Genomic DNA, 25,323 nt, shown 5'->3' on the forward strand with positions numbered 1-25,323 from the left:
GTCGGCGCCTTCGGCCGCGGTCGATCTGGCCTGGCTCACGCCTGCGGCTCCCGTTCGTCGGCGATGCGCGCGTCGTGCGCGAGCGCGTAGCTGTTCACGTCGCCCGTCATCCAGGCGACGAGCGAGTAGGGCGGCAGCTCGTAGCTGTTGACGCGGTCGCGGGCGCGCGGCGGTGTCTCGAAGATCACCATGCCGTCGGGATGCTCGGGGAACGGCAGGGCGTCGGGCGTGAGGTTGAGCGCGATGGCGAGCGTTTCGCCGTCCGCGAGCCGCCAGCGCGCGACGAGCGCGTTCGCGTGGCGGCCGCTCGACGATGCGAGAACCGTCACGCCGAGCGCGCGCGTTTGCGCCAGGCGTGGCGTGATCAGCTTGGCGCGCACCGCCAGCGCCGATTGATAGAAGTGGCGCCAGGCGTCGCGGTCGCCGGTGCCGCGGGTTGCGCCGGTTTCATCGCTGGCTTCGTCATAGGCGGGGGACGAGAGCGCGAACGTCTGCGGATCGTTCGGATCGGGGATGCGCGTGCGGGCCGATGCGTCGTTGAACGCGGCGAACTTTGCGAACTCGCGGCGGCGTCCTTCGCGGACCGCGTCGGCGAGCTCGCCCGTGTAGTCGGTGAAGAACAGGAACGGCTGCGTCGAGCCGTACTCCTCCTCCATGAAGAGCAGCGGGATTTGCGGCGACAGGAGCAGCAGGCCCGTCGCCGCGAGCAGCGCCTGCGGCGCGCACAGCGAGCGCAGCCGCTCGCCGAACGCGCGATTGCCGATCTGGTCGTGGTTCTGCAGGAACATCACGAAGACCGTCGGCGGCAGGTGCGCGCTCCGTTCACCGCGCGGAGCGCCGTCGTGGACCGGCGAGGCGTCGCCCTGATACGCGAAGCCTTCGGCGAGCACGCGCGCGAGCTTGTCGATGGGCTTGTCGGTGAAGGCCCGGTAGTAGCCCTCCTGCTCGCCCGTCAGCAGCACGTGCAGCGCGTTGTGCGCATCGTCGTTCCATTGCGCGTCGAAATGCGTCTCGAGCAGGTTGGCCTCGTTGTGCTCGTTTTCGAGGACGAGGTGCACGTGCCGGCCGTGCTTGACCGAGCCGTGGACGTGGTCCGCGAGCTCGCGCAGCCAGTCGGTATCGCCGATCGCGTGGACCGCATCGAGCCGCAGCCCGTCGAAGCGGTATTCGTTGATCCAGTAGAGCGCGTTGTCGCAGAAGAAGTCGCGCACTTCGGGCCGCGAGAAGTCGATCGACGGCCCCCAGGGCGTGGCGATGTCGTCGCGGAAGAATTCCCGCGCGTACTCGTGCAGGTAGTTGCCGTCGGGGCCGAAGTGGTTGTAGACGACGTCGAGGAACACCGCGAGCCCGAGGCCATGCGCGCAGTCGATCAGCGCCTTGAGCTCGTCGGGCCTGCCGTATGACGAATCGGGGGCGTAGGGCAGCACGCCGTCGTAGCCCCAGTTGCGCGTGCCGGAGAAATCGGCGAGCGGCATCAGCTCGATGGCGGTCACGCCCAGGCCGGCGATGCGCGGCAGGCGCTTTTGCACGCCCGCATAGCCGCCGAGCGCGCCGACGTGCAGCTCGTAGAGCACCATCTCTTCCCAAGGCCGGCCGCGCCATTCGGTGTTCTGCCATTGGTAGGCGCGCGCGTCGATGACTTCGCTCGGGCCGTGCACGTCGCCGGGCTGGAAGCGCGAGGCCGGGTCCGGCACGGCGAGGTTGGCGTCGAGCCGGTAGCGGTAGCGCGTGCCCGCGCCGCATTCGGCCTCGGCTTCGAACCAGCCGTTGCCGGCGGGCGCCATGTCGATGAGCGCGGCGGCCTCGGGTGCGGCGTCGGGGCCCTCGATCTCGACTTGCACGATGCGTCTCGAGGGCGCCCACAGGCGGAAGCGCGTGCGCGGCGCTGCGCCCTGGGCGCCGAGCAGCTGGGCGCCGAAGGGCAGGCACTGCACGTAGTGGCGAGCATGCGGATCGTAAGGAGACTCGGACATGGTTCTCTACCCTCGGGATGAGCGCCGACCGGTTGATGAGATGAAGTTTAGGTTTACGCGGGGCGGCGGCGAGGGTCGATTGGGCCGCCGGTCCCCGGAAAAGCGCCGGCGGCCGTATAAGGCGGAGCGGCGGGCTGTTCCCCGCGGCTTGCCGGATGCGCGGCCAGGATCGCAAACGCGTGTTCGGCCACCGTCAGCCCGGCCGTCTCGAGCGGGTGCGGCGGCGCCTCGGGGGCGGCGGTGTCGATCAGCACGCTCCACGCGAGACGCGGTGCGGGCGGCGCGAAGTTGAGCGGTGTCGCCGCGCCGTTGAGCATCAACAGCAGCACCTCGATTTCGCCGTCGAGGCCGAGGCCCGCACGGCGCAGCGTCAGCGCGCGCCGCTCCGGGTCCTGCCACGCTTCGCTCGTCAGCGGCTCGCCGCGCTCGTCGAACCAGCCGACGTCGTGGATCCCCGGCAGCACTTCTTTGTCGCCGTGCAGGAAGCGCGTCTCGCGCAGCAGCGGATGGTGCTTGCGCAACGCGATCAGGCGCGCGGCAAAGGCCGTCATCGTCCGGCCTTCGGGCGTGGCTGCCTGGTTCCAGTCGAGCCACGAGATCTCGTTGTCCTGGCAGTAGGCGTTGTTGTTGCCCTTTTGGGTGCGCAGGAATTCGTCGCCCGCCGCGATCATCGGCGTGCCGAGCGAGGTGAGAACGGTCGCGAGCATCGAGCGCGCCGCGCGGGCGCGCGTTTCGCCGATCACGGCGTCGTCGGCCGGCCCTTCGGCGCCCCAGTTCGTGCTCCAGTTCTCGTTATGGCCGTCGCGGTTCTCTTCGCCATTCGCCTCGTTGTGCTTGTGCGCGTAGGAGACGACGTCGGCGAGCGTGAAGCCGTCGTGCGATGCGACATAGTTGACCGACGCCCATGGTTTTCTGAAGCGGCGGTTGAAGAGCTCGGCCGAGCCCGTGAGCCGCGCCGCGAGGTCGGGCCGCATGCCGGCGTCGCCGCGCCAGAAGCGCCGCACGCTGTCGCGGAACTTGTCGTTCCATTCGGCGAAGCCAGGCGGGTGCGCGCCGACCTGGTAGCCGCCGGGGCCGATATCCCACGGCTCGGAGATCAGCTTGCGCGTGGAGAGCACGGGGTCCTGCCGGATCGCGTCGAAAAAGCCCGAGCCGGGATCGAAGCCCGATCCTTCGCGGCCGAGCGTGACGCCGAGGTCGAAGCGGAAGCCGTCGACGTTGTAGGCGGTCGACCAGTAGCGCAGCGAGTCCATCACCATCTGCAGCACGCGCGGATGCGAGAGGTTCAGCGTGTTGCCGCAGCCGGTGTCGTTGATGTAGTGGCGCTCTTCGCCGGGAATCAGGCGGTAGTAGCTCGCGTTGTCGAGGCCGCGCCAGGCGATCGTCGGGCCGAGCTCGTTGCCTTCGCAGGTGTGGTTGTAGACGACGTCGAGAATGACCTCGATGCCGGCCGCGTGCAGTTGCCGCACGGCGATGCGCATTTCGTTCAAGCGGCGCGTCGACAGGTAGGCGGGGTCCGGCGCGAAAAACGTGGCGGTGTTGTAGCCCCAGTAGTTGGTCAGTCCGCGCGAGACCAGGAAGCGCTCGTTGAGAAATGCGTGCACGGGCAGCAGCTCGATCGCCGTGATGCCGAGCTGATGCAGATGGTCGAGAAACTGCGGCGAGCAGAGCGCGGAGAAGGTGCCGCGCTCATGCGGACGCAAGTCCGGGCGCAGCATCGACACGCCTTTCAGATGCGCTTCGTAAATGACGGTTTCGGACCACGGCACGTTGGGACGCACGTCGAGCGACCAGTCGAACGCTTCGTCGATGACGACGCATTTCGGCAGCGCGGGGGCCGAGTCGCGCCGGTCCATCGAGAGGTCGAGCCGGTTCGAATGCACGCGATAGCCGAACAGCGGGTCGGACCAGCGGAACTGGCCGACGAGCTTCTTCGCGTACGGGTCGAGCAGCAGCTTGTACGGATTGAAGCGGTGGCCGTCCTGCGGATGGTAGGGGCCGTGCGCGCGAAAGCCGTACACGGCGCCCGGATGCGCGCCGGGCAGGTAGCCGTGCCAGATCTCGTCGGTGCATTCGGGCAGCGGCAGGCGCGCGAGCTCCTTGCGGCCCGTCGTATCGAAGAGGCAGAGCTCGATCTGCTGCGCATTCGCGGAGAACACCGCGAAGTTGACGCCGAGGCCGTCCCAGGTCGAGCCGAGCGGGTAGGGCATGCCTGGGTCCAGACGGTCGGGGAGGGAGTTGGCCATTTGTCAGCACCCTAGGAGTCGTTTTTACCTGCGGAATGTGGCGGTGTACCTGTGCCGCCGGGAGGATTGCCGTCGCGCCACGCTCAGTTGAACTATAGGCTTTTGATATGCCCGCTGGGTAAAGCAAGAAACGTGTCTAGAATCTGCGAAATCGGGACGGATCTGCGATTGGTCTGAGGTGAAGCGGGGTCGGGAAGAGCTGGTATGGAAATTGATTCGGTGAGCTTGCCGTACTTCAAGATTAACAAGCTGTTATGGCGATGGTCGATATGTGAACGCGCGGAAGGCTGCCATATGGTTCGGGAGGCGCAATTGTCGATGGAACGGGCGCCACCTGAACTGAAGCGATTGGAGCCGCTGACCGAGCGCACCATGCAGGCGGCGCAGCCGGATCCGGCGATGAAAATGCTGGATGACATCGAGCGCATAGCGAAGCCGTTCTTGCGCTTCAAGGCATGGCTCGACGCGCCGGTTCCGCCGAAGACGTCAAAACTCGAGCCGCCGGCTGCCAAAAAGCAGGACGTGGTGCCGCCGTTCGATATCCAGGAGATTCCAGGCGCGATGCGCAAGGAGTTCATGCCGGTGTCGGCCAAGCTGATGGAGCGGTGGTTTGCGGGGGAGCTGAACTATTCGCAGAGTGATAGTGACCAAAAGGACGAAATCAATCAGGACGGCCAGCCTTACTCTGAAAGCATGATCGATCGAACCTCAGTCACGATGGACTGGGTTCTCAAGCACGAGCGGGCTAGGAAGCAATATGAAGAGTTGATCAATACGGCGATCTACAACAGAAAAGCCTATGAAGAAGCCAAAAAAATTCTGCGCCGATATAGGAAGCGTTTGGGCGTATCTCCATGGACGGAATGCGATAACGACATCCGGCAACTCCACAGGAATTTCCAGTTTCAACGTGTAGTAGTTGAAAGCTCGTTCGAACAGAAAGCCGAGCAATATGTTCGGCGGATGGTGCATGAAGGGGTTCCCGATGATTTGACGGGATCGCTGGGGGCGTTCAATTTCTATGCCGCGATTGCTACAGCCGATTTTGACCTGCAGGGCAAGAGCGCTACGGTTACGCATATCGCCGTTTATGTGAGGGACGGCTACTCGTTCGAGGGCGCGTCGGATACGCGGTCTCAATATCTGGGTCACTGGAGCAAGGATGGCGTGATCGTCGTCCCCGGATATGTGGCAATAAACATGGCGGGAGTGCCTTGGCTGGATTATCCCGTGGTTACAGGGAATGTAGCGGAAAATCTGCACAAGAAAGGTAAGGTTTATTATCCAGTGAGAAACAGATCTTTTAGGGAGTGGCAGCTGAAACATCAGCGTGGCGGTGACTTCATCATTTATTCAGACTGGAAGACTGTCCGTCTGGAAAAACCGATAAAGGTGTACTTCGAATGAATGGGTTGGCGGAAGGCATGCAGACATATGCGGTCGGCATGTTTGTTGTGTTTGGAACGGCGGTGCTTCTGATAGCTCTTCTGGTTGTTGTTGCATATGTGTTCTCTGACAGGGAAGGGCGCAGCGTTCGTTTGAAGATAGCGCTAAGAAAGCTTGGTATCCGGCTAGGGTCTATTTTTGTCGTGTGCGTTGCCTGGAACTATTACCAAGACGCGACTGACCGAGCCGAGGTCACGAAATTCCATAGAGAGCTATCCGATGACGCGGCACACAAGGGTGAATACACGGCGGAGTACGCTTATTTGCCTCAGAATCGAATTCTGTTGCGAGTCTATCGGACCGCCGATATGTCATTGCTCGCCGAGCGGACATACGCCTATCCCGATGCGGCCAGGTTGACGTGGACCGCTGATTCGTTGATTTACGATACGGCGATGGACACCGGCGGTGAACTCAGCCTGCCGCCCACGCTTTTCGACAAAATCATGGCGCGATTGCCATAGCGAACCGCCCGCCGATCAATCCGCCCGCAGCACCACCGTCGCGAGCGGCGGCAGCGTCAGCGCCGCCGATTGCGGCGTGCCGTGGCTCGCGATGTCGTCCGTATGGACCTGCCCGCCGTTGCCCATATTCGAGCCGCCATAAACGCCCGCATCGGTATTGAGAATCTCGCTCCAGCGCCCCGCGCGCGGCAGCCCGATCCGATAGCCGTGGCGCGGCACCGGCGTGAAGTTGCAGACGACCACGCACTGATGCCCCGCGCCGTCCATGCGCCGGTAGGCGAACACGCTGTTCGCGGTGTCGTCGCCGACGATCCATTCGAAGCCGGCGGGATCGCTGTCGAGCGCGTACAGGGCGGGCTCGTTCGCATACATCCGGTTCAGGTCGCGCACGAGCGTCTGCACGCCGTGGTGCATCGCATCGTCGAGCAGGTGCCAGTGCGGCGAGCCGTCGTGATCGAACTCGGCGAACTGCGCGAACTCGCCGCCCATGAACAGCAGCTTCTTGCCCGGATGCGTCCACATGAAGCCGAAGTACGCGCGCAGGTTTGCGAAGCGCTGCCAGCGGTCGCCCGGCATCTTGCCGAGCAGCGACCCTTTGCCGTGCACCACCTCGTCGTGCGAGAGCGGCAGCACGAAGCGCTCGGAATAGGCGTAGACCATCCCGAAGGTCATCGTGTGATGGTGATGGCGGCGATGGAGCGGGTCTTCGTGCACGTAGTGGAGCGTGTCGTGCATCCAGCCCATGTTCCACTTGAACGTGAAGCCGAGGCCGCCGTCCTCGAGCCGCGCGGTGACACCGGGCCACGCCGTCGATTCCTCGGCGACGGTGATCGCGCCGCGCACGCCTGGCGCATGCGCGACTTCGTGATTCATGCGCTTCAGGAACGCGATCGCTTCGAGGTTTTCTCGCCCGCCGTGGATGTTCGGCACCCATTCGCCCTCGCCGCGCGAGTAGTCGCGGTAGAGCATCGAGGCGACCGCGTCGACGCGCAGCCCGTCGACGTGATAGCGCAACAGCCACGCGAGCGCCGACGCGATCAGGTACGCGCTCACCTCGTTGCGCCCGAGGTTGTAGATCATCGTGTTCCAGTCCTGGTGATAGCCCTCGCGCGGATCGGCGTGCTCGTAGAGCGGGGTGCCGTCGAAGGCGATCATGCCGTGCGCGTCGTTGGGAAAATGCGCGGGCACCCAGTCGAGGATCACGCCGAGGCCCGCTTCGTGCGCGCGGTTCACGAACGCGGCGAATGCCTCGGGCCGGCCGAAGCGAGCCGACGGTGCGAACTGCGAGAGCGGCTGATAGCCCCACGAGCCGCCGAACGGATGCTCCGCGAGCGGCAGGAACTCGACGTGCGTGAAGCCCATGCTGAGCACGTAGGGGATCAGGCGCTCGGCGAGCTCGGACCAGTCCAGGTTGCGCCCGCCTTCCTCGTTCACGCGCAGCCACGATTCGGCGTGGACCTCGTAGATCGAGACCGGCGCGCCCGGCGTCTGGCGCTCGGCGCGGTCGGCCATCCAGGCGCCGTCGGTCCAGGGGAAGTGCTCGATGCGCCCGGCATCGGCGACGATCGATGCGGTCGCGGGCGGGCGCTCGGTCTGCATCGCGCAGGGGTCGGCCTTGAGCGGCAGCGTGTGGCCGTCGCGCGTCACGATCTCGTACTTGTAGCGCGCGCCGGCGGCGAGGCGCGGCACGAACAGCTCCCAGACCCCGGCCACGTGGCGCAGCCGCATCGGGTGGCGGCGGCCGTCCCAGGTGTTGAAGTCGCCGACCACCGAGACGCGCCGCGCATTCGGCGCCCACACGGCGAAGCGCGCGCCCGGCACGCCGTCCAGCTCCCACGGGCGCGAGCCGAGGCATTCGAGCACCGCGTACGGGTCGGCGTGGGCGAGGCGCTGCAGCGCGTCTTCGGAGAGCACGGCGCCGAACGAGTAGGTGTCTTCGATCTCCTGCCGGGCGCCGTGCCAGTCGATACGCAGACGATACGGCGCCGCGCGCTCGATCACGCCGGCGAACAGGCCGCCGGGGTGGATCTGCGTCAGGTGCCCAAGCGGCGCGCCGCCCTCGCGCTCGATCACCTCGACACCCGCCGCGCCCGGCAGCATCGCGCGCACGGCGGGGCCGTCGGTGGTGCGGTGCAGGCCGAGCTGCGAAAACGGATCGGGATGGCGCACGTCGGCGAGCGCTTCGATGTCGAGCTCGGAGAGGCCCGCTCGCGGGCCGCGTCCGGCGATCGGCTTGACGAGGGGCTGTGCGCTTTCACTCATCGGCGGCTCCCTCGGACGCTGCGTCGGGCCCCGCCGCGTCAGGCGTGCCCGCAGCCGGTACGCCCGCAGCCGGTATGCCGGTGTCGCCGAGCATGCGGCTCGCGAGCGAGGCGAGGCCGCGCACCGGCAGCCCCAGCCACGACGGCCGGTTGGCCGCTTCGTAGCGGATCTCGTAGGCGGCCTTCTCGACCAGGAACAGGTCGAGCAGCGCGGCTTCGGCCTGCGGCTCGACGAGCGGCTGCGGCGCGAGCGCGGCGGCTTCCCGGTACTCGCGCAAAAAGCTCTCCTCGCCGTAGCCGCGCAGACGGTCGAACAGCGCGCGCTTGCGGTCGGCGACTTGCGGCGGCGCGGCTTCCATCGTCGACTGCGCGGCGGCGCTCGCATACGAGAGCGAGCGCAAGAGCCCGGCGGCGTCGCGCAGCGGGCTCGCCTTGCGGCGGCGTTCCTCGAGCGGGCGTGCGGGCTCGCCTTCGAAGTCGATCAGGAACGCGTCGCCCTGTGCGATCAGCACCTGACCGAGGTGGAAGTCGCCGTGCACGCGAGTGCGCCGTGCCTCGACCTCCAGCGGCACGCGTTTCGCGACCGCTTCGACCAGCAGCGCGCGGCGATCGAGGAGGCTTTGCGCGAGCAGTTGCGTGTCTTCGTCGAGCGCGTCGCCCGCCGGCTTCGCGAGGCGCTCGGCGAGCAGGTCGAGCGCGCTCGCGAGCAGCGCCTGGGTGCCGTCGATCCAGGCCTGCACGTCCTCGCGCGTCGCGCTCTCGGGCGCGAACGCGGGGTCGTCGCTGGGCTGGGCGAGCGCGACGTGCAGCTCGCCCAGGCGTTTGCCGATGACGCCCGTCAGCGTCTGGTAGCCCTCGATCTTCTCGACGTCCTCCGCGCTCAGCTCGGCGCCGTCGGCCGACAGCGCCAGCTCGTCGACGACGCGCCGCAAATAGTCGAGCGCCCAGTTCCACGCATCGCCCTGGTTGTCGATGAAGCCCTGCAGGATCGCGAGCGTATGGGGCACGCCGGCCGGATCGACGCGCACGACCTCGCCGTAGAGCGGCGCGGTGTTCGCATAGCCGATGTCGGTCAGATGCCGGCTGATCTCCGCCTCCGGATGGATGCCGCCGACCACGCGCCGCACCAGCTTGAGCACCGCGCGCTCGGCGATCACGAGCGAGCTGTTGCTCTGCTCGGCGGCGATCCAGCGGATCTCGGGCGCGTCGTCGAGGCCGTCGAGCTCGGTGAAGCGCGCGGTCGGCTCGAAGCGGATCTCGCTCTTCTGCACGGTCGGCACTGCGGCGCGCTCGCGCATTTTCTTGAGCACGCCGTGCGCGAACAGCGGCAGCGAGAACGCGTCGGTCAGGTGCCCGATATTGCGGCCGCGCCGCACGCGTGCGAGCGCGAGCTGCATGTAGAGCGGCGCCGTGGTATCCGTGCCCCAGCTGATCGCCAGCGGCAGCACGTAGCGCTCGGTGTGGCTGCCGAGATCGGCCTCGACTTCGGTGAACGCGAAGCCGGTGTCGGGAATCGTCGTCAAGGCGGCCAGGCGCACGCCGTGCAGCCTTTGATCCTTCGACGCGAACCAGCGCCGCCGGCTCAGGTACGACGGCAGCACTTCCGATTCGAGCAGGCGCACGTTCTCGGGCGTCGGCCCCGTCTGCCCGACGCGGATCACGATCGTCACGAACTCGGGCAACTGCTGCGACGGCGCCTGGCTCCACGCGGGACGCGCATCGCCCGAGCACAGCAGGAACCAGAGGAAGCCGTAGGGCGGGAACGTCAGCAGGTAGGTGAGCTGGCCGATCGGCGGGAACACCGAATCGGCGGTCATCTCGATCGGCACGTGGCCTGCGAATTCCGACAGGTCGAGCTCCACCGCCTGCGGCGCGCGCGACAGGTTCGCGACGCAGAGGATCGGCGCCTCGCCCTCCATCTCGCGCAGATAGGCGAGGACCTTGCGGTTGTTCGGCTTCAGAAAGCGAATCGTGCCGCGGCCGAACGCGTGCTTGGCGCGGCGCGTCGCGAGCATGCGGCGGGTCCAGTTCAGGAGCGAATGCGGATCGCGGCTCTGCGCTTCGACGTTGACCGCGTCGAAGCCGTAGAGCGAGCCCATCACGGGCGGCAGCACGAGCTGCTCGGGGTCGGCGCGCGAGAAGCCGCCGTTGCGGTCCGACGACCATTGCATCGGCGTGCGCACGCCGTCGCGGTCGCCGAGGTGGATGTTGTCGCCCATGCCGAGCTCGTCGCCGTAGTAGATGACGGGCGTGCCGGGCATCGACAGCAGCAGCGAGTTGATGAGCTCGATGCGGCGCCGGTCGCGCTCCATGAGCGGCGCGAGCCTGCGGCGGATGCCGAGGTTAAGCCGCGCGCGCCTGTCGCTCGCATAGGTGTTCCAGAGGTAGTCGCGCTCGGAATCGGTGACCATCTCGAGCGTGAGCTCGTCGTGGTTGCGCAGGAAGATCGCCCATTGGCACGTGGGCGGCAGGTCCGGCGTCTGGCGCATGATGTCGGTGATCGGGAAGCGGTCCTCGCTCGCGATCGCCATGTAGATGCGCGGCATCAGCGGGAAATGGAACGCCATGTGGCATTCGTTTTCGCTGCCGAAGTATTCCTGCACGTCCTCGGGCCACTGGTTCGCCTCGGCGAGCAGCATCCGGTTCGGATATTCGGCGTCGATCGTCGCGCGGATCTTCTTCAGGATCTCGTGCGTTTCCGGCAGGTTCTCGTTGATCGTCCCTTCGCGCTCGACGAGATAGGGCACCGCATCGAGCCTGAGGCCGTCGATCCCCATGTCGAGCCAGAAGCGCATCACCTGCAGCACTTCGCGCATCACGGCCGGGTTGTCGAAGTTCAGGTCGGGCTGGTGCGAGTAGAAGCGGTGCCAGAAGTACGCGCCCGCGACCGGGTCGTGCGTCCAGTTCGACGGCTCCGAATCGATGAAGATGATCCGCGTGCCTGCGTACTTCGTGTCGGTGTCGGACCACACGTAGTAGTTGCGATGGTTCGAGCCCGGCTTCGCGCGGCGCGCGCGCTGGAACCACGGGTGCTGGTCCGAGGTGTGGTTGATGACGAGCTCGGTGATCACGCGGATGCCGCGTGAATGCGCCGCCTGGATCAAGCGCTTGACGTCGGCGAGCGTGCCGTAGTCGGGATGGACGCTGCGGTAGTCGGCGATGTCGTAGCCGTCGTCGCGGCGCGGCGAGGGGTAGAACGGCAGCAGCCAGATCGCCGTCACGCCGAGCTCCGCGATGTAGTCGAGTTTCGCGAGCAGGCCCGGGAAGTCGCCGACGCCGTCGTTGTTCGCGTCGAAGAACGACTTCACGTGGACCTGGTAGATCACCGCGTCCTTGTACCAGAGCGGATCGTCGGAAAGCAGCGCCGGTTTCGCGCGCCGCGCCGCGCGCAGGGCTTTCTGCCCCAGCGCGGCCTGCGCTTCCGATACGGTGGCGGGATTCATCTGTTCGCGGTGAGCGTCACGCTTCATCGTGCACCTCTGCGGAGCTGGATGCGGCGCCAGGGAAATGAGTGTCGGCGCGCTCGTCGCGCGGCAGGCCGGCGGCCGGCGCGATCCGGAAAATCGCAAACGGCCGCGTGTTCGGGTCGAGCCGCACGTGCTGCCGGCGGCCGCGCCATTCGAAGCGCTCGCCCGTCATCAGGTCGGTGACCGCGAGCGCGTCCCCGTCGTGCATCCTCCAGCGTTCGCAGGTGTGCCACGAGAGCTCGATATCGGCACCCTGCTCGCTGAACGCATCGAGGTTGATCGCGACGAGGATCACGTTGTCGCGCGCTTCGGTCGCTTTTTCGAAGAACAGGATGTGGTCGTTATAAGCGGGCAGGAACGTGAGCCCCAGGTGCGTGTGCAGCGCCGGATTCGTACGGCGGATGCGGTTGAGCGCCGCGATCGTGGCGGCGATGTTGCCGGGGCGGTGCCAGTCCCAGGCGCGCAGCTGGTACTTCTCGGAGTCGAGGTATTCCTCGCTGTTGGGCAGCGCCGCCGCTTCGCAGAGCTCGAAGCCGCTATAGACGCCCCACAGCCCCGAGAGCATCGACGCCAGCGCCGCGCGGATCATGAAGCCCGCGCGTCCTTGCGATTGCAGGTGGCGCGGGTTGATGTCGGGCGTGTTGACGAAGAAGTTCGGGCGGAAGAACTCGCGCACATTGCTCGTGGTCAGCTCGGTCAGGTAGTCGGTGAAGTCGCGCTTCGATTCGCGCCACGTGAAGTACGTGTATGACTGCGAGAAACCGAGCTTGGCGAGCCGATACATGAGGCGTGGCCGCGTGAACGCCTCCGAGAGGAAGATCACGTCGGGGTGGCGCGAGCGGATGTCGGCGATCATCCATTCCCAGAACGGCAGCGGCTTGGTGTGCGGATTGTCGACGCGGAAAATGCGCACGCCCGCGTCGATCCAGAACTGGATGATGTCGCGCAGCGCGAACCAGAGCGCGGGCTTGGCGTCGTGCGTGTAGAAGTCGGGATTGACGATGTCCTGGTACTTCTTCGGCGGGTTCTCGGCGTAGCGCAGCGTGCCGTCGGGCCGCCATGCGAACCAGGCCGGATTCTCGGCGAGCCAGGGGTGATCGGGCGCGCACTGGATCGCGAAGTCGAGCGCGATCTCGAGGCTGTGCTCGTGCGCGGCGGCGAGCATGCGCTTGAAGTCGTCGAGCGTGCCGAGCTGTGGATGGACCGCCGTGTGGCCGCCTTCCTGGCCGCCGATCGCATACGGGCTGCCGACGTCGCCTTCGAGCGCCTGCAGCGTGTTGTTGCGGCCCTTGCGGTTGATCCTGCCGATCGGGTGGATCGGCGGGAAGTAGAGCACGTCGAAGCCCATGTCGCGGATGCGCGGGAGCTGGGCGATCACGTCGTCGAAGGTGCCGTGGCGGCGCTCGTCGTCGCTCATCGAGCGCGGGAAGATTTCGTACCAGCTTGCGAAGCGCGCGGCGAGGCGCTCGGCGTCGATCCGGTAGATCGTCGCGTCGCGCGTGAGGAACGGGCGGTGGCGGGCGGCGGCGATCGTGTCGGCCGTCGACGGCGCGAGCACGAGATCGAGCCGCCCTTGCGGGCTCGCGTGCGCGAACTGCGTGACGAGGTGCTTGAGCTGGGCGACGGCGGCGCGTTGCGAGGCGTGCTCATGGTGCTGGCGGTGCTCGTGGTGGCTGCTGTGCGCCGTATCCGTTGCCGCAGCGGCTTCGTTCGCGGTCTCGCTGGCTTGCTCGGCATCGGCCGTCTCCACTTCGGCGAGCACATGCGCAAACAGGTGCCGCGCCTCCTCGACTTCGAGATCGACCGTCTGGTTCGCGTTCAGCTTTTTCCGCATGTGATCGACGAGCGACGCGAAGTCGTCGCGCCACGCGATCACCGTGAACTCGTGCCGGCCGAGCCGCTCGAGCGGGATGCGCGCGCTCCACAGGTCGAGGCCGGCTGGCGGCGCGGGTGTCATCGGCGTTTCGTGCCAGGCGGTTTCGTCGGCGGGACGCCAGAGCACCGCGGCAGCGATCTTGTCGTGGCCCTCGCCGAAGATCGCGGCGCCGATCTCGACGCGCTCGCCGACCACGCGCTTCACCACGAACCGCCCGCCGTCGACCGACGGCGACACGCTCTCGATCGCGATGCGCGGCGCGTCGAGCGCGTCGTGGATCGCCGCTGCCGCGAACGCCGCGGCATGCTTGCCGCTGCCGTGCCTGGCGACGACCGGCGCGCCCGCGCTCGCGCGATAGAGGTGCGTGGCGCCGGGCGCGAGCGAGAACGGCTCGAGCGCGGTGGGAGCAAAGGTGCAGGGGCTCGCGAGCGGCTTGAAGCGGGTCAGGTTGCCGGGCATGCCGTCCAGGCAGTGCGCGGGGTCGACGAAGGCGGGCGTGGCGATGTCGGGATTGACGACGAACAGCACGGCTTCCTGGGCGTCGCGCAAATCGGCGCTCGCGCCGCGCAGCAGCATGGCGACGTTCGCGCCCGCGGGCGATAGCGCCCGCAGCTCGCCCGCTGACGAAAGCGCAGGCGTTTCGCGCCGCAGCGCATTGGCGTGCTCGATCTCGGCGCACAGATTGAAGCGCGGCGAGGCGCACGCGGCCGCGTACCGGCCGGCGTCGCCCGAGGTGTATGAGAGCGCTTCGCCGACGCCGTATTCGAAGCCCATCGGCACGAGCCAGCCGGTGCCGAGCGTGACGGTTGTCCACAAGGCACGGCGATAGCCGCGCTCGACGATCGCGGCGTCGCTCGCGCCGGCGAAGTCGCCCGCGAGGCGCGCGCCGTACGGCGCTTCGGGAAACGCGATCGGCGCGCCGATGCGCGAGAGCGCGGCGTGCTCGTCGAGGAGCCAGTCAGCGCGGAAGTCCCACCACCGCATCGACGAGAACACGCTGTCGAACCCCGCGCCTTCGAGCCGGGCGAGCTCATCGCGCGCGAGCCCTGGCGTCGCCGCGAGAAAGCGCGCCCGCGGATGCTTCTCGCGCACCTTCGCGCCGAGCGAGCGCCACACGTTCGACGGCACGCGATGCGGCGAATCGAAGCGAAAGCCGGCGATGCCCGCGTCGGCGAGCGCGAGCAGCGCGTTCGCCCACCACGTGCTCAGGCGGAGCGTCGCGCCGCCGCTCTCGAAGTTCGCATAGGCGACGTTGTCCTCGCGCCGCGCATGGCGCGGGTCGAGGGCCGCGTCTTCGGCCTCGAACGGCTGGAACCAGTGCGGGTTGTCGCGATAGAGCCCGCCGTCGGCCGCGACGCGATCGACGATCACGTCGAGCAGCACCGTCAGCCCGGCCTTCCGCGCGACCTCGCAGAGCATGCCGAGCGCCTCGCGCGCGGGCAATTGCGACTCGAACGCGGGATTGAGACGCTCGTGATCGGCGACGACTTGCAGATGGCCCGCATGGCCCGGCAGGAACGGCGAGCCGATCAGGACATGATCGAAGCCGAGCGCCGCCGCATGCTCGAACTGCGCAGGCCAGGCGCCGAGCGGCCCGACGAGAAGGGGATGAAGGAAGTAGATCCGCGGCGCATACGCGTGACGAAGTTCCATCGGTCTGTTCCAGATTCGTCCTGCGGTGTGGATGCACGGCAATGTGCGATCACATCAATAGGCCTCTAGCTTTGCATGGGATCGGAGTAAGTGCTGAAGCACTAACTCCGATCGACAGTGCCGGTAGCTCGCGCGCGGTGCTGCATCGTTGCGGCGCGGAGCGCAAGTCCCCGAAGCCCAAGCAGATTGCATGCCGTACCCGACGAAATTCGCCGCGCGCCGAGAAGCCGAGGCGATATCGAGCGCTGCGAGGCCGTTGGCGTTCGCTTGGGACGGCAGGCGCTCGATGCGGCGAATTCCGGTGTTTCAGAGAAGTGTATGCGGGCGATATGGGAATAGTGAGGGCGGATTTCACTCGGATCCGCTTGGCATTTGGTCGGATGTTTGCGCGTGCCGCGATGCGGGCGGCGCGTCTGTAAATGTGACATCCGTCAGCCACGCTTTTTTACATGGCTGGGCCGATGCGCTTTTCATCATGCGGTACGCATTCGACCGCGCGGCGAATCGACGCAAATTGGCAACACGCGAATATTGGCGTATTGCGGTGCAGCAAGGTTATCTCTATACTAAGGGTTATCCCTTAGGACAAAACCCTAATCATCATGAAAACCTTGACCGCCTTCGTCGTGGAATCCCCGCTCTCCAAAGCGCTGGCCGACTTTGCCGCCGCGTTTCGCCGTGAAGCTCGCCGCGCGCTGATGCTCCACCTGGAAACGTGCGCTATCGTCGCCGAAGCCCACGAGCGCCGCGTGCGCGTAGCGGCGAGCCGCAAGTGGTAACCGGACCCGGACGAATGCCCCAGCGTTTTCGAGTCTTCGAACGGATCGCGTTCGCGCTGGTCGTGATGTTCGCGCTTGGCTGCACGGTGCTTATCGCTTACGAAAACGATCCGCAGGCGTTCCACAACGGCATGCAGTACGGCAAGCAAGCGCTGCGCTGGACCGGCCAATATTCGTTTGCCTGCTCATCGCTGCCCAGCGACGACTGCGGCCGTCTTTCGCCGATGGATTGAGCGGCGCGTGCATCGGCTCGATGCGTTACGAGCCGAGCAGCCCCGCCGCGATGTTCACGCACAGTCCCAGCACGGCCACGTTGAAATAGAACGACAACACCGATTGCGCGAGCGCCGCGCGGCGGATCTCGCGGGAGCGCAGCACGACATCCGAAGTCTGCGACGCGACTGCGATCGTGAACGAGAAATACAAGAAGTCCCAGTAGTTCGGCTCCAGCTTGTGGTCCGGGAACAGCAGAGCCGTCTGCTCCGCATCGGGCGCGTAGTACAGCCGCGCGTAGTGCAGCGTGAAGATCGTCGGGATCAGGAACCACGCGCCGAACATCGTGACGCCTGTCAGCGCGTAGTGCGCGAACTCGCCCCTGAAGCCCAGGTTTTTCGCCGAGGCGAGCTCCATCACGATCGCGGCGATGCTTGCCACCGTCGCCAGGCAGATCACGAACAGCACGACTCCCGCCTTTTCGTCCTCGCGCACGGCCACCTCGCGGACCTGCTCGTGATGCGCGCGCGCCATCTCGATCCACATCAGCAGCAGATAGAGCCACACGGCACAATCCCAGCCGACCAGGGACGCACCATGCTGCGTAACGGCACGGGGATCAGCAGCGCAGCCAGCACGCCGGCGAGGAGCCCGATCATCATGCGCGGGCGATTGCGAAGCACTTGCGGATAGAGCGTCATGGGCGTCGGTGCCGGTCGCTGGAAAATGAAAACCTGTTGATCGGAGCAGGCGCTTGTCTCGCGCCGGATGCAAGACAAGCTCGGATCTTGCTTTTGGCACGCAAGATTATCGTCGAGAGGGCAAGCGCGCGAAGGTCATGAATTGTGAAATGACCCTATCACCGCTATAGTTCCCACCGGTGAAACGGCGGCCGATGTGGGGCCGCCGCCATCGCGCAGCGCATTAGACCGCGCAAGCGGCAAGCAAGACAAAGACCAGTTCCGGGGCGGACAGCCGGCACCAGGGCCGGCTGGGTCACACATAAGACATCATCTGGAGCCCACATGACAGATGCCCAGGCGGATGGCGCGCGAGAGAGCGCGCCGTCTGTGTCCTCTCGCCGCGAGTTCGTGCTTGGCGCGTGCGCGTCGGCCGTGGCGCTGGCGTTCGCCGTCGCGGCCGGCGCCGGCTTGCCGTTCGGCGCTGCGCCCGCCTTCGCTTTCACGCCGCCCGCGGGCGGCGGTCTCGACGCCTTCCTCGCCCTCTCGCAGCAGCTGACGGGCCGCACGAGCTTCGATCCGATTCTCGCCAAGCGCGTCTACGCCGCGCTCGCGAAAGCCGACAGCCAGTTCACGCAGAACGTCGCCGCGCTCAACGCGTGGCTGCAGGGGCACGCCTCGGTGCCGAGCGATACGGTCACCCAGGCGCTCGCGGTCGATCAGCCGAATCTCGCGAAGACGGTCGGCGCGGTGATGCGCGCGTGGTATCTGGGCCTCGTCGGCGACATGCCCAACGTGCAGGTCGTCGCCTACGAGCGGGCGCTGATGTTCGATCCGGTGAAGGACGTGCTGACGATCCCGTCGTATTGCAGGGACGTGCCGTTCTATTGGGCGCAGAAGCCGTCGATCACGTGACGGCCGCGGCGCTGCGCCAGCGAGAACCGCAATCACAGACCTACCACTGAGGTCAGGCATGGCAATCAACAATTCGGCTGATGTCGTCGTAGTCGGCTCGGGGGTGGCGGGCAGTCTCGTCGCCCATCAGCTTGCGCTCGCGGGCGCGTCGGTGATCCTGCTCGAAGCGGGGCCGCGCCTGCCGCGCTGGCAGATCGTCGAGAATTTCCGCAACTCGCCCGCGAAGGCCGATTTCGCGACACCGTATCCGTCCGCGCCTTACGCGCCCCATCCCGAGTATTCGCCGCCCAATGGCTACCTGATCCAGAAGGGCGCCTATCCGTACAACTCGCAATACCTGCGGCTCGTCGGCGGCACCACGTGGCATTGGGCCGCCGCCGCGTGGCGCCTGCTGCCGTCGGACTTCAGGCTGAAGACGATGTACGGCGTCGGGCGCGACTGGCCGTACCCGTACGAAACGCTCGAGCCCTGGTACTACGCGGCGGAAGTGGAACTGGGCGTCTCCGGTCCCGACACGGCGATCGACCTCGGCTCGCCGCGCGCCAAGCCCTATCCGATGAAAGCGCTGCCGCTTTCGTACATGGACCAGCGCTTCTCCGACGTCCTCAACGCGCAGAGCTTCAGGGTCGTGCCCGAGCCGGTCGCGCGCAACAGCCAGCCTTACGGCGGACGTCCGACCTGCTGCGGCAACAACAACTGCATGCCGATCTGCCCGATCGCGGCGATGTACAGCGGCTCGATTCATGCGGAGAAGGCCGAGCAGGCCGGCGCGAAGCTGATTCCGCAGGCGGTCGTTCACCGTGTCGAAGCCGACGACAAGGGGCTCATCACGGCGGTCCACTACAAGGACCCGAGCGGCGGCACGACGCGCATCACGGGCAAGCTCTTCGTGCTTGCGGCGAACGGCATCGAGACGCCGAAGCTGATGCTGATGTCGACCACCGATAAATTCCCGCACGGCATCGGCAACAGCTCCGATCAAGTGGGCCGCAACCTGATGGATCACCCGGGCACCGGCGTGAGCTTCCTCGCCAACGAGGCGCTCTGGCCCGGACGAGGCCCGATGGAGATGACCTCGATCGTGAACTTCCGCGACGGCGCGTTCCGCTCCACCTACGCGGCGAAAAAGCTGCACCTGTCGAACGGCGTGCCGACGATGGCGATCACGTCCGCGCTGCTGCAAAAGGGCCTCACCGGCGCCGAGCTCGACCGCCAGATTCGCGACCGCGCCGCGCGCACGCTGACGATCAACAGCTTCCACGAACACCTGCCCGAGCCGGAGAACCGCATCGTGCCATCGGCCGATCACAAGGATGCGCTCGGCATCCCGCAGCCCGAGATCCATTACTCGATCAACGACTACGTGACGAAGAGCGCTGCGAACACGCACGAGCTCTATGCGCAGATCGCGGCGCTGTTCGGCGGCGCCGAAGTGACGTTCGACGACAACTTCGCGCCGAACAATCACATCATGGGCACGACGATCATGGGCAACGATGCGGCCGATTCGGTCGTCGACGCCGATTGCCGTACGCACGATCACCAGAACCTCTTTATCGCGAGCAGCGGCGTGATGCCGTCCGCTGCGTCCGTCAACTGCACGCTCACGATTGCGGCGCTGTCGCTCAGGCTCGCCGACAAGCTGAAGCACGAACTCTGACGGAGACCCGCCACCATGCCGAACCCGAGGTCTCGCTTCTTCAAACCCGCCGACCCGCGCCGCTGGCCCAGGCGCATGGCCGCCTTGGCGGCGCTGTTTTCGCTATTTGCGCTTTATCTCGCGTGGTACGCGTCGGCGGATCCGGACCCGTCGCCGGCCGACGAATCGCCGATTGCGCTCGCGGCCGCCGAGGGGCCGGCAAGCGGTGCGACGGCCGCGAGCGGCGAAGCCGCGCTGCAAGGCGATGCGGCAGGCGCGGGGCTCGTGAAGCGCGGCGAATATCTCGCGCGCGCGGGCGACTGCATCGCCTGCCACACGGCGGACAAGACGCGCCCGTTCGCGGGCGGCGTGTCTATCTCGACGCCGTTCGGCACGATCTACACGCCGAACATCACGCCCGACCCGGACACCGGCATCGGCCGCTGGACCGATGCCGACTTCCTGCGCGCGATGCATGAGGGCATCGGCAAGGGCGGCGAGCATCTGTATCCGGCGTTTCCGTATCCGGAGTACACGCGCGTGACCGAGCACGACGTGCTGGCGATCCGTGCCTACCTGAACACGGTCGAGCCGATCCACTACGCACCGCCGCGCAACGAGTTGAGCTTTCCATTCAATCTGCGCTGGCTGATGGTCTTCTGGAACCTCTTCAATTTCGACGAAGGCCGCTTCGTGCCGGACCCGAAGCAAAGCGCGGAATGGAACCGCGGCGCGTATCTGGTCGAAGGTCTCGCGCATTGCGAGGAATGCCATACGCCGCGCAACATCATGCAAGGGCTGAAATCGGCCGATCGCCTCTCGGGCGCGACGATGGCGGGCTGGCATGCGTTCAACATCACGCCCGACAAGACGAGCGGCATCGGCGCGTGGAGCGGCGGCGACCTGACGCGCTATCTGTCGACCGGCTCGGCGCCCGGGCGCGCCAATGCCGCGGGGCCGATGGCGCAGGTCGTCGAGGACAGCACGCAGTACCTGAACGACGAGGACCTGCGCTCGATCGGTGTCTATCTGCGTTCGCTGCCGCCTGTCGCGGGCGGCGAGACGCGCGCGCGCGACCAATGGGGCAAGCCCGTCCAGGACGACGTGACGAACCTGCGCGGCGCGAAGATCGCGGGCGTCGACGGGGCGCAGCTCTTCGTCGCGAACTGCGCAAGCTGTCACGCGTGGAGCGGGGAGGGCGTCGGCGCGAGTGCGCCGGGGGCGTATCCATCGCTGATCCATAACAGCGTCGCGGGCGCGGGCGATGCGAGCAATCTCGCGATGGTGATCCTGCACGGCGTGACACGGACCACGAAGGATGCCGACGTGCTGATGCCCGAATTCGCGTCGCAATTGACCGACGATCAGGTGGCGGCGATTTCGACCTATGTGACCCGGCAGTTCGGCAACCCGGCCGCGACGATCACGGTTGACCAGGTGGCGAAGCTGCGCGGGCAGCAACAATGACGGATTGCCGCGTGATTTCGCATGGGCCGCGCAAAATATGCCGGCCCATGCGGCGCCAAATAGCAGGCATGTTGCGTAAAGCCTACACGGTGCGCGCGAAAGTCCAGGCAGGATCGGCAAACGCGCCGCCGCTGCCGCCGAAACGCTCGGCATGCCGCAGACGTGTCACGCGCGGCGCACTATGATGCGCATATGGATACCGAACTTTTCCCCGTCGTGTGCCATCACCCTTCCAATGCGGAAGGGCGCGATTTCGTGGTGGGCGACCTGCACGGCTGTGTCGATGCGCTGCGTTATCTGCTGCGGGAAATCGCGTTCGACCCCGCGAGAGACCGTCTATTCTCGGTCGGTGACCTGATCGATCGCGGCAGCCAGTCCGAGGACGCACTCGCGTTGCTCGACAAGCCTTGGTTCTACACTGTGCTCGGCAACCACGAAGAAGCGTTGTGCGCGGTCGTCGAAGGCACGATGCGGCGCAACTGGTGGTACGGCATCGGCGGCGCATGGGCCGATGCGCTCTCAGAGGCTCAATTGCTGGCCTACGCGCGACGTCTGCGGGAGCTGCCGCTCGTGCGCGTGGTGGGCAGCGGCGCAGCGCGCTTCAACATTCTGCATGCCGAATTTTTTGGCAGCGACGCGGAGTTGGACTCGGGCGACTTCAGCGATCACGTGCGCCAGCAAATGCTCTGGGGACGCGAACTGGCGCTCGGCAACACCGATCCCGAGCGGCAGGCCGGGCTCTCGATCACCTACTGCGGACACACGCCGATGCGCGACATGGGGCGCATCGGTTCGCAGGTGTTCGTCGATACCGGCGCCTTCGCGCTGACCGGCAAGCTGACGATCACCGAGGCGCTGACGTCGCGCGTCTGGTCGGTATCGCTCGATACCGCGCTGGCGGAAGGGGCGGCGCAGATCGCGCTGCCGTGACTTCGCCGGTTGCGCGCGCCATGCATCAACCCACTTGATTCAGCTCGAACACGCTGTCGATGGCGCTGCCGTTCCAGTTGTATTCCAGATACGCGGCGTGATGGCAGTCGCGCAGGAGCGTCGTCCTGAACGCCGCGAGACATTCGCCGCCCTGCGTATCGCGCACCGACGGATAGGCAATGCCCGCCACCCCCGCGCCGCGCACCGCGCGCCCGAGCGCCTGGCCGGCCGCGTAGCCGGTGGGCGACAGCACGGCCGGATCGAGCTCCGCGTGAGCGCGCAAATCGACGGCCTCGCCCTCTGCGATCACCGTGTAAAGACGCATCTGCTGGCGCATCGGCGCTTCGTGGGTGGCGGCGAGGAAATTGCCGGTGTGAAAGCGCGTTTCGGCGATCGCGGTGCGGCGCTCGCGCGCGCAATAGAACACGCCATAGGAACCGTCCGAAAAGCGGCTGCCGAGCGGATTCAGATGCGTGAACGCCGCCATGATCGGCCCGTAGCCCGGCCCGAAGCGGCGCTCTTCGAGCGGCACGAGGTCGAGCTCGCCGACCTCGGTGCGCAGGCGGTCGTTGGTCATCGCCTCGAGCGCGTAGAGTGCGTCGAAATCCTCGGGCGACGCGACGCGGTCGAACAGGTTCACTGCCGGAAAGCGCGTGGGAATCACGCGATAGGCGGGCGACCAGTCGAGCGGCGTGATCGGCAACGAGCGCCAGTGGTCCTGCCAGTTCGTCTCCGTCACGCCCAGCCGCCCCGCATCGCATCGAGATACTGACGCACCGCGACGAGATCGCTGATGTTGCCGGCGAGCATGCGGTCGAGCGCGCGCTTGCCGCCGAACGGCGGCGCGCTGTTCGGGCGCTTGACCCAGCCGTCGGCGGCCGACGGTTGCGGCAGCAGGATCTGCAGCGCCTTGTAGATGCCGAGCAGGAGCGAGAGCCGCTCGAGCGTATCGCGGCCGAGGCGGGCCGATTGGGGCGCGGACTTCCATTTGAAGAAGGTCGAGCGGCCCGGCGAGCCGAGCAGGACGATTTGTTCTTCGACCGACAAATCCCAATCGCGCGCGATGTTGAAGAACGCGCGCAGGCCGGCCGCGGACATTTCGCCGAGCGATGCGGCGGGATGCGGCGACGAGTCGCGTGCGGGCGGCGACAGGTGGGCGGCAGACGACATGGTGTGATCTCTAAATGAACTATGTGTAGATATTAGTCCATTTGTGGATAAATTCAAGGCTGAGCAGTTGAGCATGGTGTGGCGCGGCGTCGCGTATTGCGCCGCTCGGATTTCGTGTCATACGATTCTCCGATCCCATGGCGAACGAGTCATCCTGACCAGATCGCCGAGCCATTCTTTCCCGATGCGAGACCGAGCCCATGGCAATCACGATTCGACAGATCGAAACGCGCGACGAGGCGCGCTGGCGCGAACTCTGGGATGCCTACACGCGCTTCTACGAACGAGAGCCCGGCGAAGCGATCACGCGCCACGCCTGGGCGCGCATTTTCGATCCGGCGTCGCCCGTTTTCGCGATCGTCGCCGAAGATGAAGGCGGTAAGGTGATCGGCATCGCGAACTATCTCGTCCACGAGAGCACGTCGCTGCTCACGCCGGTCTGCTACCTGCAGGATTTGTACGTCGACCCGCAAGCGCGCGCGGCGGGCGTGGGCAAGCAGTTGATCGACTGGCTCGTCGAGGAGATGCGCCGGCGCAACTGGTCGCGCCTCTACTGGAATACGAAAGAGAACAACTACCGGGCCAGGGCGCTGTACGACAAGTACACGCCGCACAGCGGCTTTGTCCGCTATGTGATCGACAACCCGGACAGGTGATGCCGTTGCGGCGGCTTGTCGCTCGCGTTTGGCTTGAGCGGGGGTGTCAGCCCGGTTTCATCGCGTTGGTCAGCACCCGCAAGATCTCGATACCGCGCGCCTCGCGCACGCGCGAGTACATGACGACGTGGGAATCCGGCAGTGCCGGCAGCCCGAGCCGGCTGCCGATGTCGACGAGGCTGCGCGGCGCGACCCGCCTCGCCAGCGCCGAGACAGCGAGCCCGGCCGCGACCGCCGCGCTGGCGGCCGCCACGCCGCCGCCGACGAAGACCTCGTTCCACGCCACGTCCGCCGCATCGAGCGCGCGCAGCGCCACTGCTCGCACCTTGCAGGGCGCCGTCTGCATCGCGAGCGGCAGCGGCTCGCCGGCGCGCGGCTCCCAGCCCGGCGCGGCGAGCCACGCAAGCGGCTCGGTGAAGAGCAGTTGCCCGCCCTCGGGCGGACGTTCCTCGTCGGGCTCGAAGCGCACGATGACCGCATCGATCAGCCGCTCGTCGTACTGATCGAGCAAGGCGCTCGACAAGCCAAGGTGCATCTCGATCACGAGCCCCGGATCGTGGCGGTGCAGCGTGGCGAGCAGCGCCGGCAGTTCCGGGCCGGCGACGTGCTCGCTCAAACCGATCGCCAGCCGCCGCGGCTCGACGGCCAGCGTGCCGAGCGCGCGCTCGTGGGCGCCGAGCAGTTCGCGCGCTGCGCCGAGAAACGCGCCGCCTTCGGCCGAGAGCCGCACCGAGCGTGGCGTGCGCTCGAGCAACTGCTTGCCGAGATACGCCTCCAGTCGCTTGAGCTTGAGGCTCACGGCCGACTGGGTCGTATCGAGCAAATCGGCGGCGCGCGTGAAGCTGCGCAAATCGGCGACCAGGACGAACGCGCGAACTGCGTCGATATCGAGCATTTTCATTTCAGAATGAAATGGATGAAATCATCAATGATGCCTGTTTATTATGGCAGGCGTGTCCTAACCTGCAAGCGCTATCACCGACAGGAGGTCGACATGCCGTTCACTCGCATTGCCGTGCGCGCGGGCAAGCCCGCCGCGTACAAGAAGGCGCTCGTCAGCGGAATTCAGCGCGCGCTGATCGAAACGTTCAGCGTTCCCGAAGACGATTTCTTCATGGTCATCAACGAATACGATGCGGACAGCTTCGTTTTCGGCCGCAACTATCTGGGGATCGCGCGCAGCGACGATCTCGTGATCATTCAGGTCACCGCGAACTCGACGAGGGGCGTGGCGGAGAAGAAGAAACTCTATGCGGCGATAGCCGCCAATCTGGCGGAAAGCCCCGGCGTGCGGGGCGAAGACGTGTTCGTGAACGTTGTGGAGGTGTCCAGGGAGAACTGGTCTTTTGGCCTTGGAGCCGCGCAGTACGCGTGACGATTCCGGGTTCGTGCCGGAATGGTGGAAAGACCCGCGCCGAACCCGAATTCCGCGCTTCGGATATTCATTCCAACCCGATGAATGGAGTCACGAACGGGCAGCGGCATCGA

Annotated in this window: 18 protein-coding genes and 1 pseudogene; 10 read left to right on the forward strand and 9 right to left on the reverse strand. The window is 66.4% G+C overall.

The window, feature by feature from the left end:
- Positions 1-35: 35 nt before the first annotated feature.
- Positions 36-1,973, reverse strand: a complete 1,938-nt coding sequence (gene treZ, locus FAZ69_RS00190; protein WP_136891948.1) for a malto-oligosyltrehalose trehalohydrolase — start codon at positions 1,971-1,973, stop codon at positions 36-38.
- Positions 1,974-2,026: 53 nt separating this feature from the next.
- Positions 2,027-4,219: a glycogen debranching protein GlgX gene (gene glgX, locus FAZ69_RS00195; RefSeq protein ID WP_136891949.1), complete on the reverse strand. Its 2,193-nt coding sequence runs from the start codon at positions 4,217-4,219 to the stop codon at positions 2,027-2,029.
- Positions 4,220-4,423: 204 nt separating this feature from the next.
- Between glgX and FAZ69_RS00200 the strand changes: the two genes are divergently transcribed.
- Positions 4,424-5,626 (forward strand): DUF6402 family protein, encoded by a 1,203-nt coding sequence (locus FAZ69_RS00200; protein WP_240702043.1) that lies wholly within the window; start codon positions 4,424-4,426, stop codon positions 5,624-5,626.
- Complete coding sequence (locus FAZ69_RS00205) at positions 5,623-6,129, forward strand: hypothetical protein (protein WP_240702044.1); 507 nt, start codon at positions 5,623-5,625, stop codon at positions 6,127-6,129. Before FAZ69_RS00200 ends, FAZ69_RS00205 begins: the two co-directional genes overlap by 4 nt.
- 15 nt (positions 6,130-6,144) lie before the next feature.
- On the opposite strand, the gene glgB is transcribed toward FAZ69_RS00205, so the two are convergent.
- Genes glgB through FAZ69_RS00220 form a run of 3 tightly spaced genes read right to left on the reverse strand, consistent with a single transcriptional unit; the run spans position 6,145 to position 15,386 of the window.
- Positions 6,145-8,391, reverse strand: coding sequence for a 1,4-alpha-glucan branching protein GlgB (glgB, locus tag FAZ69_RS00210; protein ID WP_439654730.1), 2,247 nt, complete (start codon positions 8,389-8,391; stop codon positions 6,145-6,147).
- On the reverse strand, positions 8,384-11,860 hold the full coding sequence (treS, locus tag FAZ69_RS00215; RefSeq protein WP_136891950.1) for a maltose alpha-D-glucosyltransferase: 3,477 nt from the start codon (positions 11,858-11,860) through the stop codon (positions 8,384-8,386). Before treS ends, glgB begins: the two co-directional genes overlap by 8 nt.
- Positions 11,850-15,386, reverse strand: coding sequence for a maltotransferase domain-containing protein (locus FAZ69_RS00220; protein WP_136891951.1), 3,537 nt, complete (start codon positions 15,384-15,386; stop codon positions 11,850-11,852). The genes treS and FAZ69_RS00220 overlap by 11 nt, the downstream gene beginning before the upstream one ends.
- 602 nt (positions 15,387-15,988) lie before the next feature.
- On the opposite strand from FAZ69_RS00220, the gene FAZ69_RS33125 reads away from it, so the two are divergent.
- Both FAZ69_RS33125 and FAZ69_RS00225 read left to right on the forward strand, forming a co-directional pair.
- Positions 15,989-16,165 (forward strand): hypothetical protein, encoded by a 177-nt coding sequence (locus tag FAZ69_RS33125; protein WP_169708512.1) that lies wholly within the window; start codon positions 15,989-15,991, stop codon positions 16,163-16,165.
- A gap of 14 nt (positions 16,166-16,179) precedes the next feature.
- Positions 16,180-16,398, forward strand: a complete 219-nt coding sequence (locus FAZ69_RS00225; protein ID WP_136891952.1) for a hypothetical protein — start codon at positions 16,180-16,182, stop codon at positions 16,396-16,398.
- A 25-nt stretch (positions 16,399-16,423) separates the two neighbouring features.
- On the opposite strand, the pseudogene FAZ69_RS00230 reads toward FAZ69_RS00225, so the two are convergent.
- Positions 16,424-17,079 (reverse strand): annotated as a pseudogene (locus FAZ69_RS00230) (DUF1345 domain-containing protein).
- Positions 17,080-17,403: 324 nt separating this feature from the next.
- On the opposite strand from FAZ69_RS00230, the gene FAZ69_RS00235 reads away from it, so the two are divergent.
- The 4 genes from FAZ69_RS00235 to FAZ69_RS00250 all read left to right on the forward strand — a co-directional run bounded on the left by FAZ69_RS00235 (position 17,404) and on the right by FAZ69_RS00250 (position 22,009).
- Entirely contained in the window at positions 17,404-17,973 is a 570-nt protein-coding gene (locus FAZ69_RS00235; protein WP_136891953.1) for a sugar dehydrogenase complex small subunit, read from the forward strand.
- A 58-nt stretch (positions 17,974-18,031) separates the two neighbouring features.
- Positions 18,032-19,633 carry a GMC family oxidoreductase gene (locus tag FAZ69_RS00240; RefSeq protein ID WP_136891954.1) on the forward strand — a complete coding sequence of 534 codons (1,602 nt, stop codon included), beginning with the start codon at positions 18,032-18,034 and terminating at the stop codon, positions 19,631-19,633.
- Between the two features lie 15 nt (positions 19,634-19,648).
- Entirely contained in the window at positions 19,649-21,079 is a 1,431-nt protein-coding gene (locus tag FAZ69_RS00245) for a c-type cytochrome (RefSeq protein WP_240702045.1), read from the forward strand.
- 192 nt (positions 21,080-21,271) lie between these two features.
- Positions 21,272-22,009 (forward strand): metallophosphoesterase, encoded by a 738-nt coding sequence (locus FAZ69_RS00250; RefSeq protein ID WP_136891955.1) that lies wholly within the window; start codon positions 21,272-21,274, stop codon positions 22,007-22,009.
- A 25-nt stretch (positions 22,010-22,034) separates the two neighbouring features.
- Here FAZ69_RS00250 and FAZ69_RS00255 read toward each other — a convergent pair whose 3' ends face one another.
- Positions 22,035-22,748 (reverse strand): RES family NAD+ phosphorylase, encoded by a 714-nt coding sequence (locus FAZ69_RS00255; RefSeq protein WP_136891956.1) that lies wholly within the window; start codon positions 22,746-22,748, stop codon positions 22,035-22,037.
- Positions 22,745-23,179 carry an MbcA/ParS/Xre antitoxin family protein gene (locus FAZ69_RS00260; RefSeq protein WP_439654731.1) on the reverse strand — a complete coding sequence of 145 codons (435 nt, stop codon included), beginning with the start codon at positions 23,177-23,179 and terminating at the stop codon, positions 22,745-22,747. The genes FAZ69_RS00255 and FAZ69_RS00260 overlap by 4 nt, the downstream gene beginning before the upstream one ends.
- A gap of 200 nt (positions 23,180-23,379) precedes the next feature.
- Between FAZ69_RS00260 and FAZ69_RS00265 the strand changes: the two genes are divergently transcribed.
- Entirely contained in the window at positions 23,380-23,835 is a 456-nt protein-coding gene (locus tag FAZ69_RS00265) for a GNAT family N-acetyltransferase (protein WP_136891957.1), read from the forward strand.
- A gap of 46 nt (positions 23,836-23,881) precedes the next feature.
- On the opposite strand, the gene FAZ69_RS00270 is transcribed toward FAZ69_RS00265, so the two are convergent.
- Complete coding sequence (locus FAZ69_RS00270; protein WP_136891958.1) at positions 23,882-24,736, reverse strand: LysR family transcriptional regulator; 855 nt, start codon at positions 24,734-24,736, stop codon at positions 23,882-23,884.
- 93 nt (positions 24,737-24,829) lie between these two features.
- Here FAZ69_RS00270 and FAZ69_RS00275 point away from each other — a divergent pair, with 93 nt between their 5' ends.
- Entirely contained in the window at positions 24,830-25,210 is a 381-nt protein-coding gene (locus tag FAZ69_RS00275; RefSeq protein ID WP_136892470.1) for a tautomerase family protein, read from the forward strand.
- Positions 25,211-25,323: the final 113 nt, after the last annotated feature.

Origin of the sequence: Trinickia terrae, from assembly GCF_005144415.1 — a bacterium.
Lineage (GTDB): Bacteria > Pseudomonadota > Gammaproteobacteria > Burkholderiales > Burkholderiaceae > Trinickia_A > Trinickia_A terrae.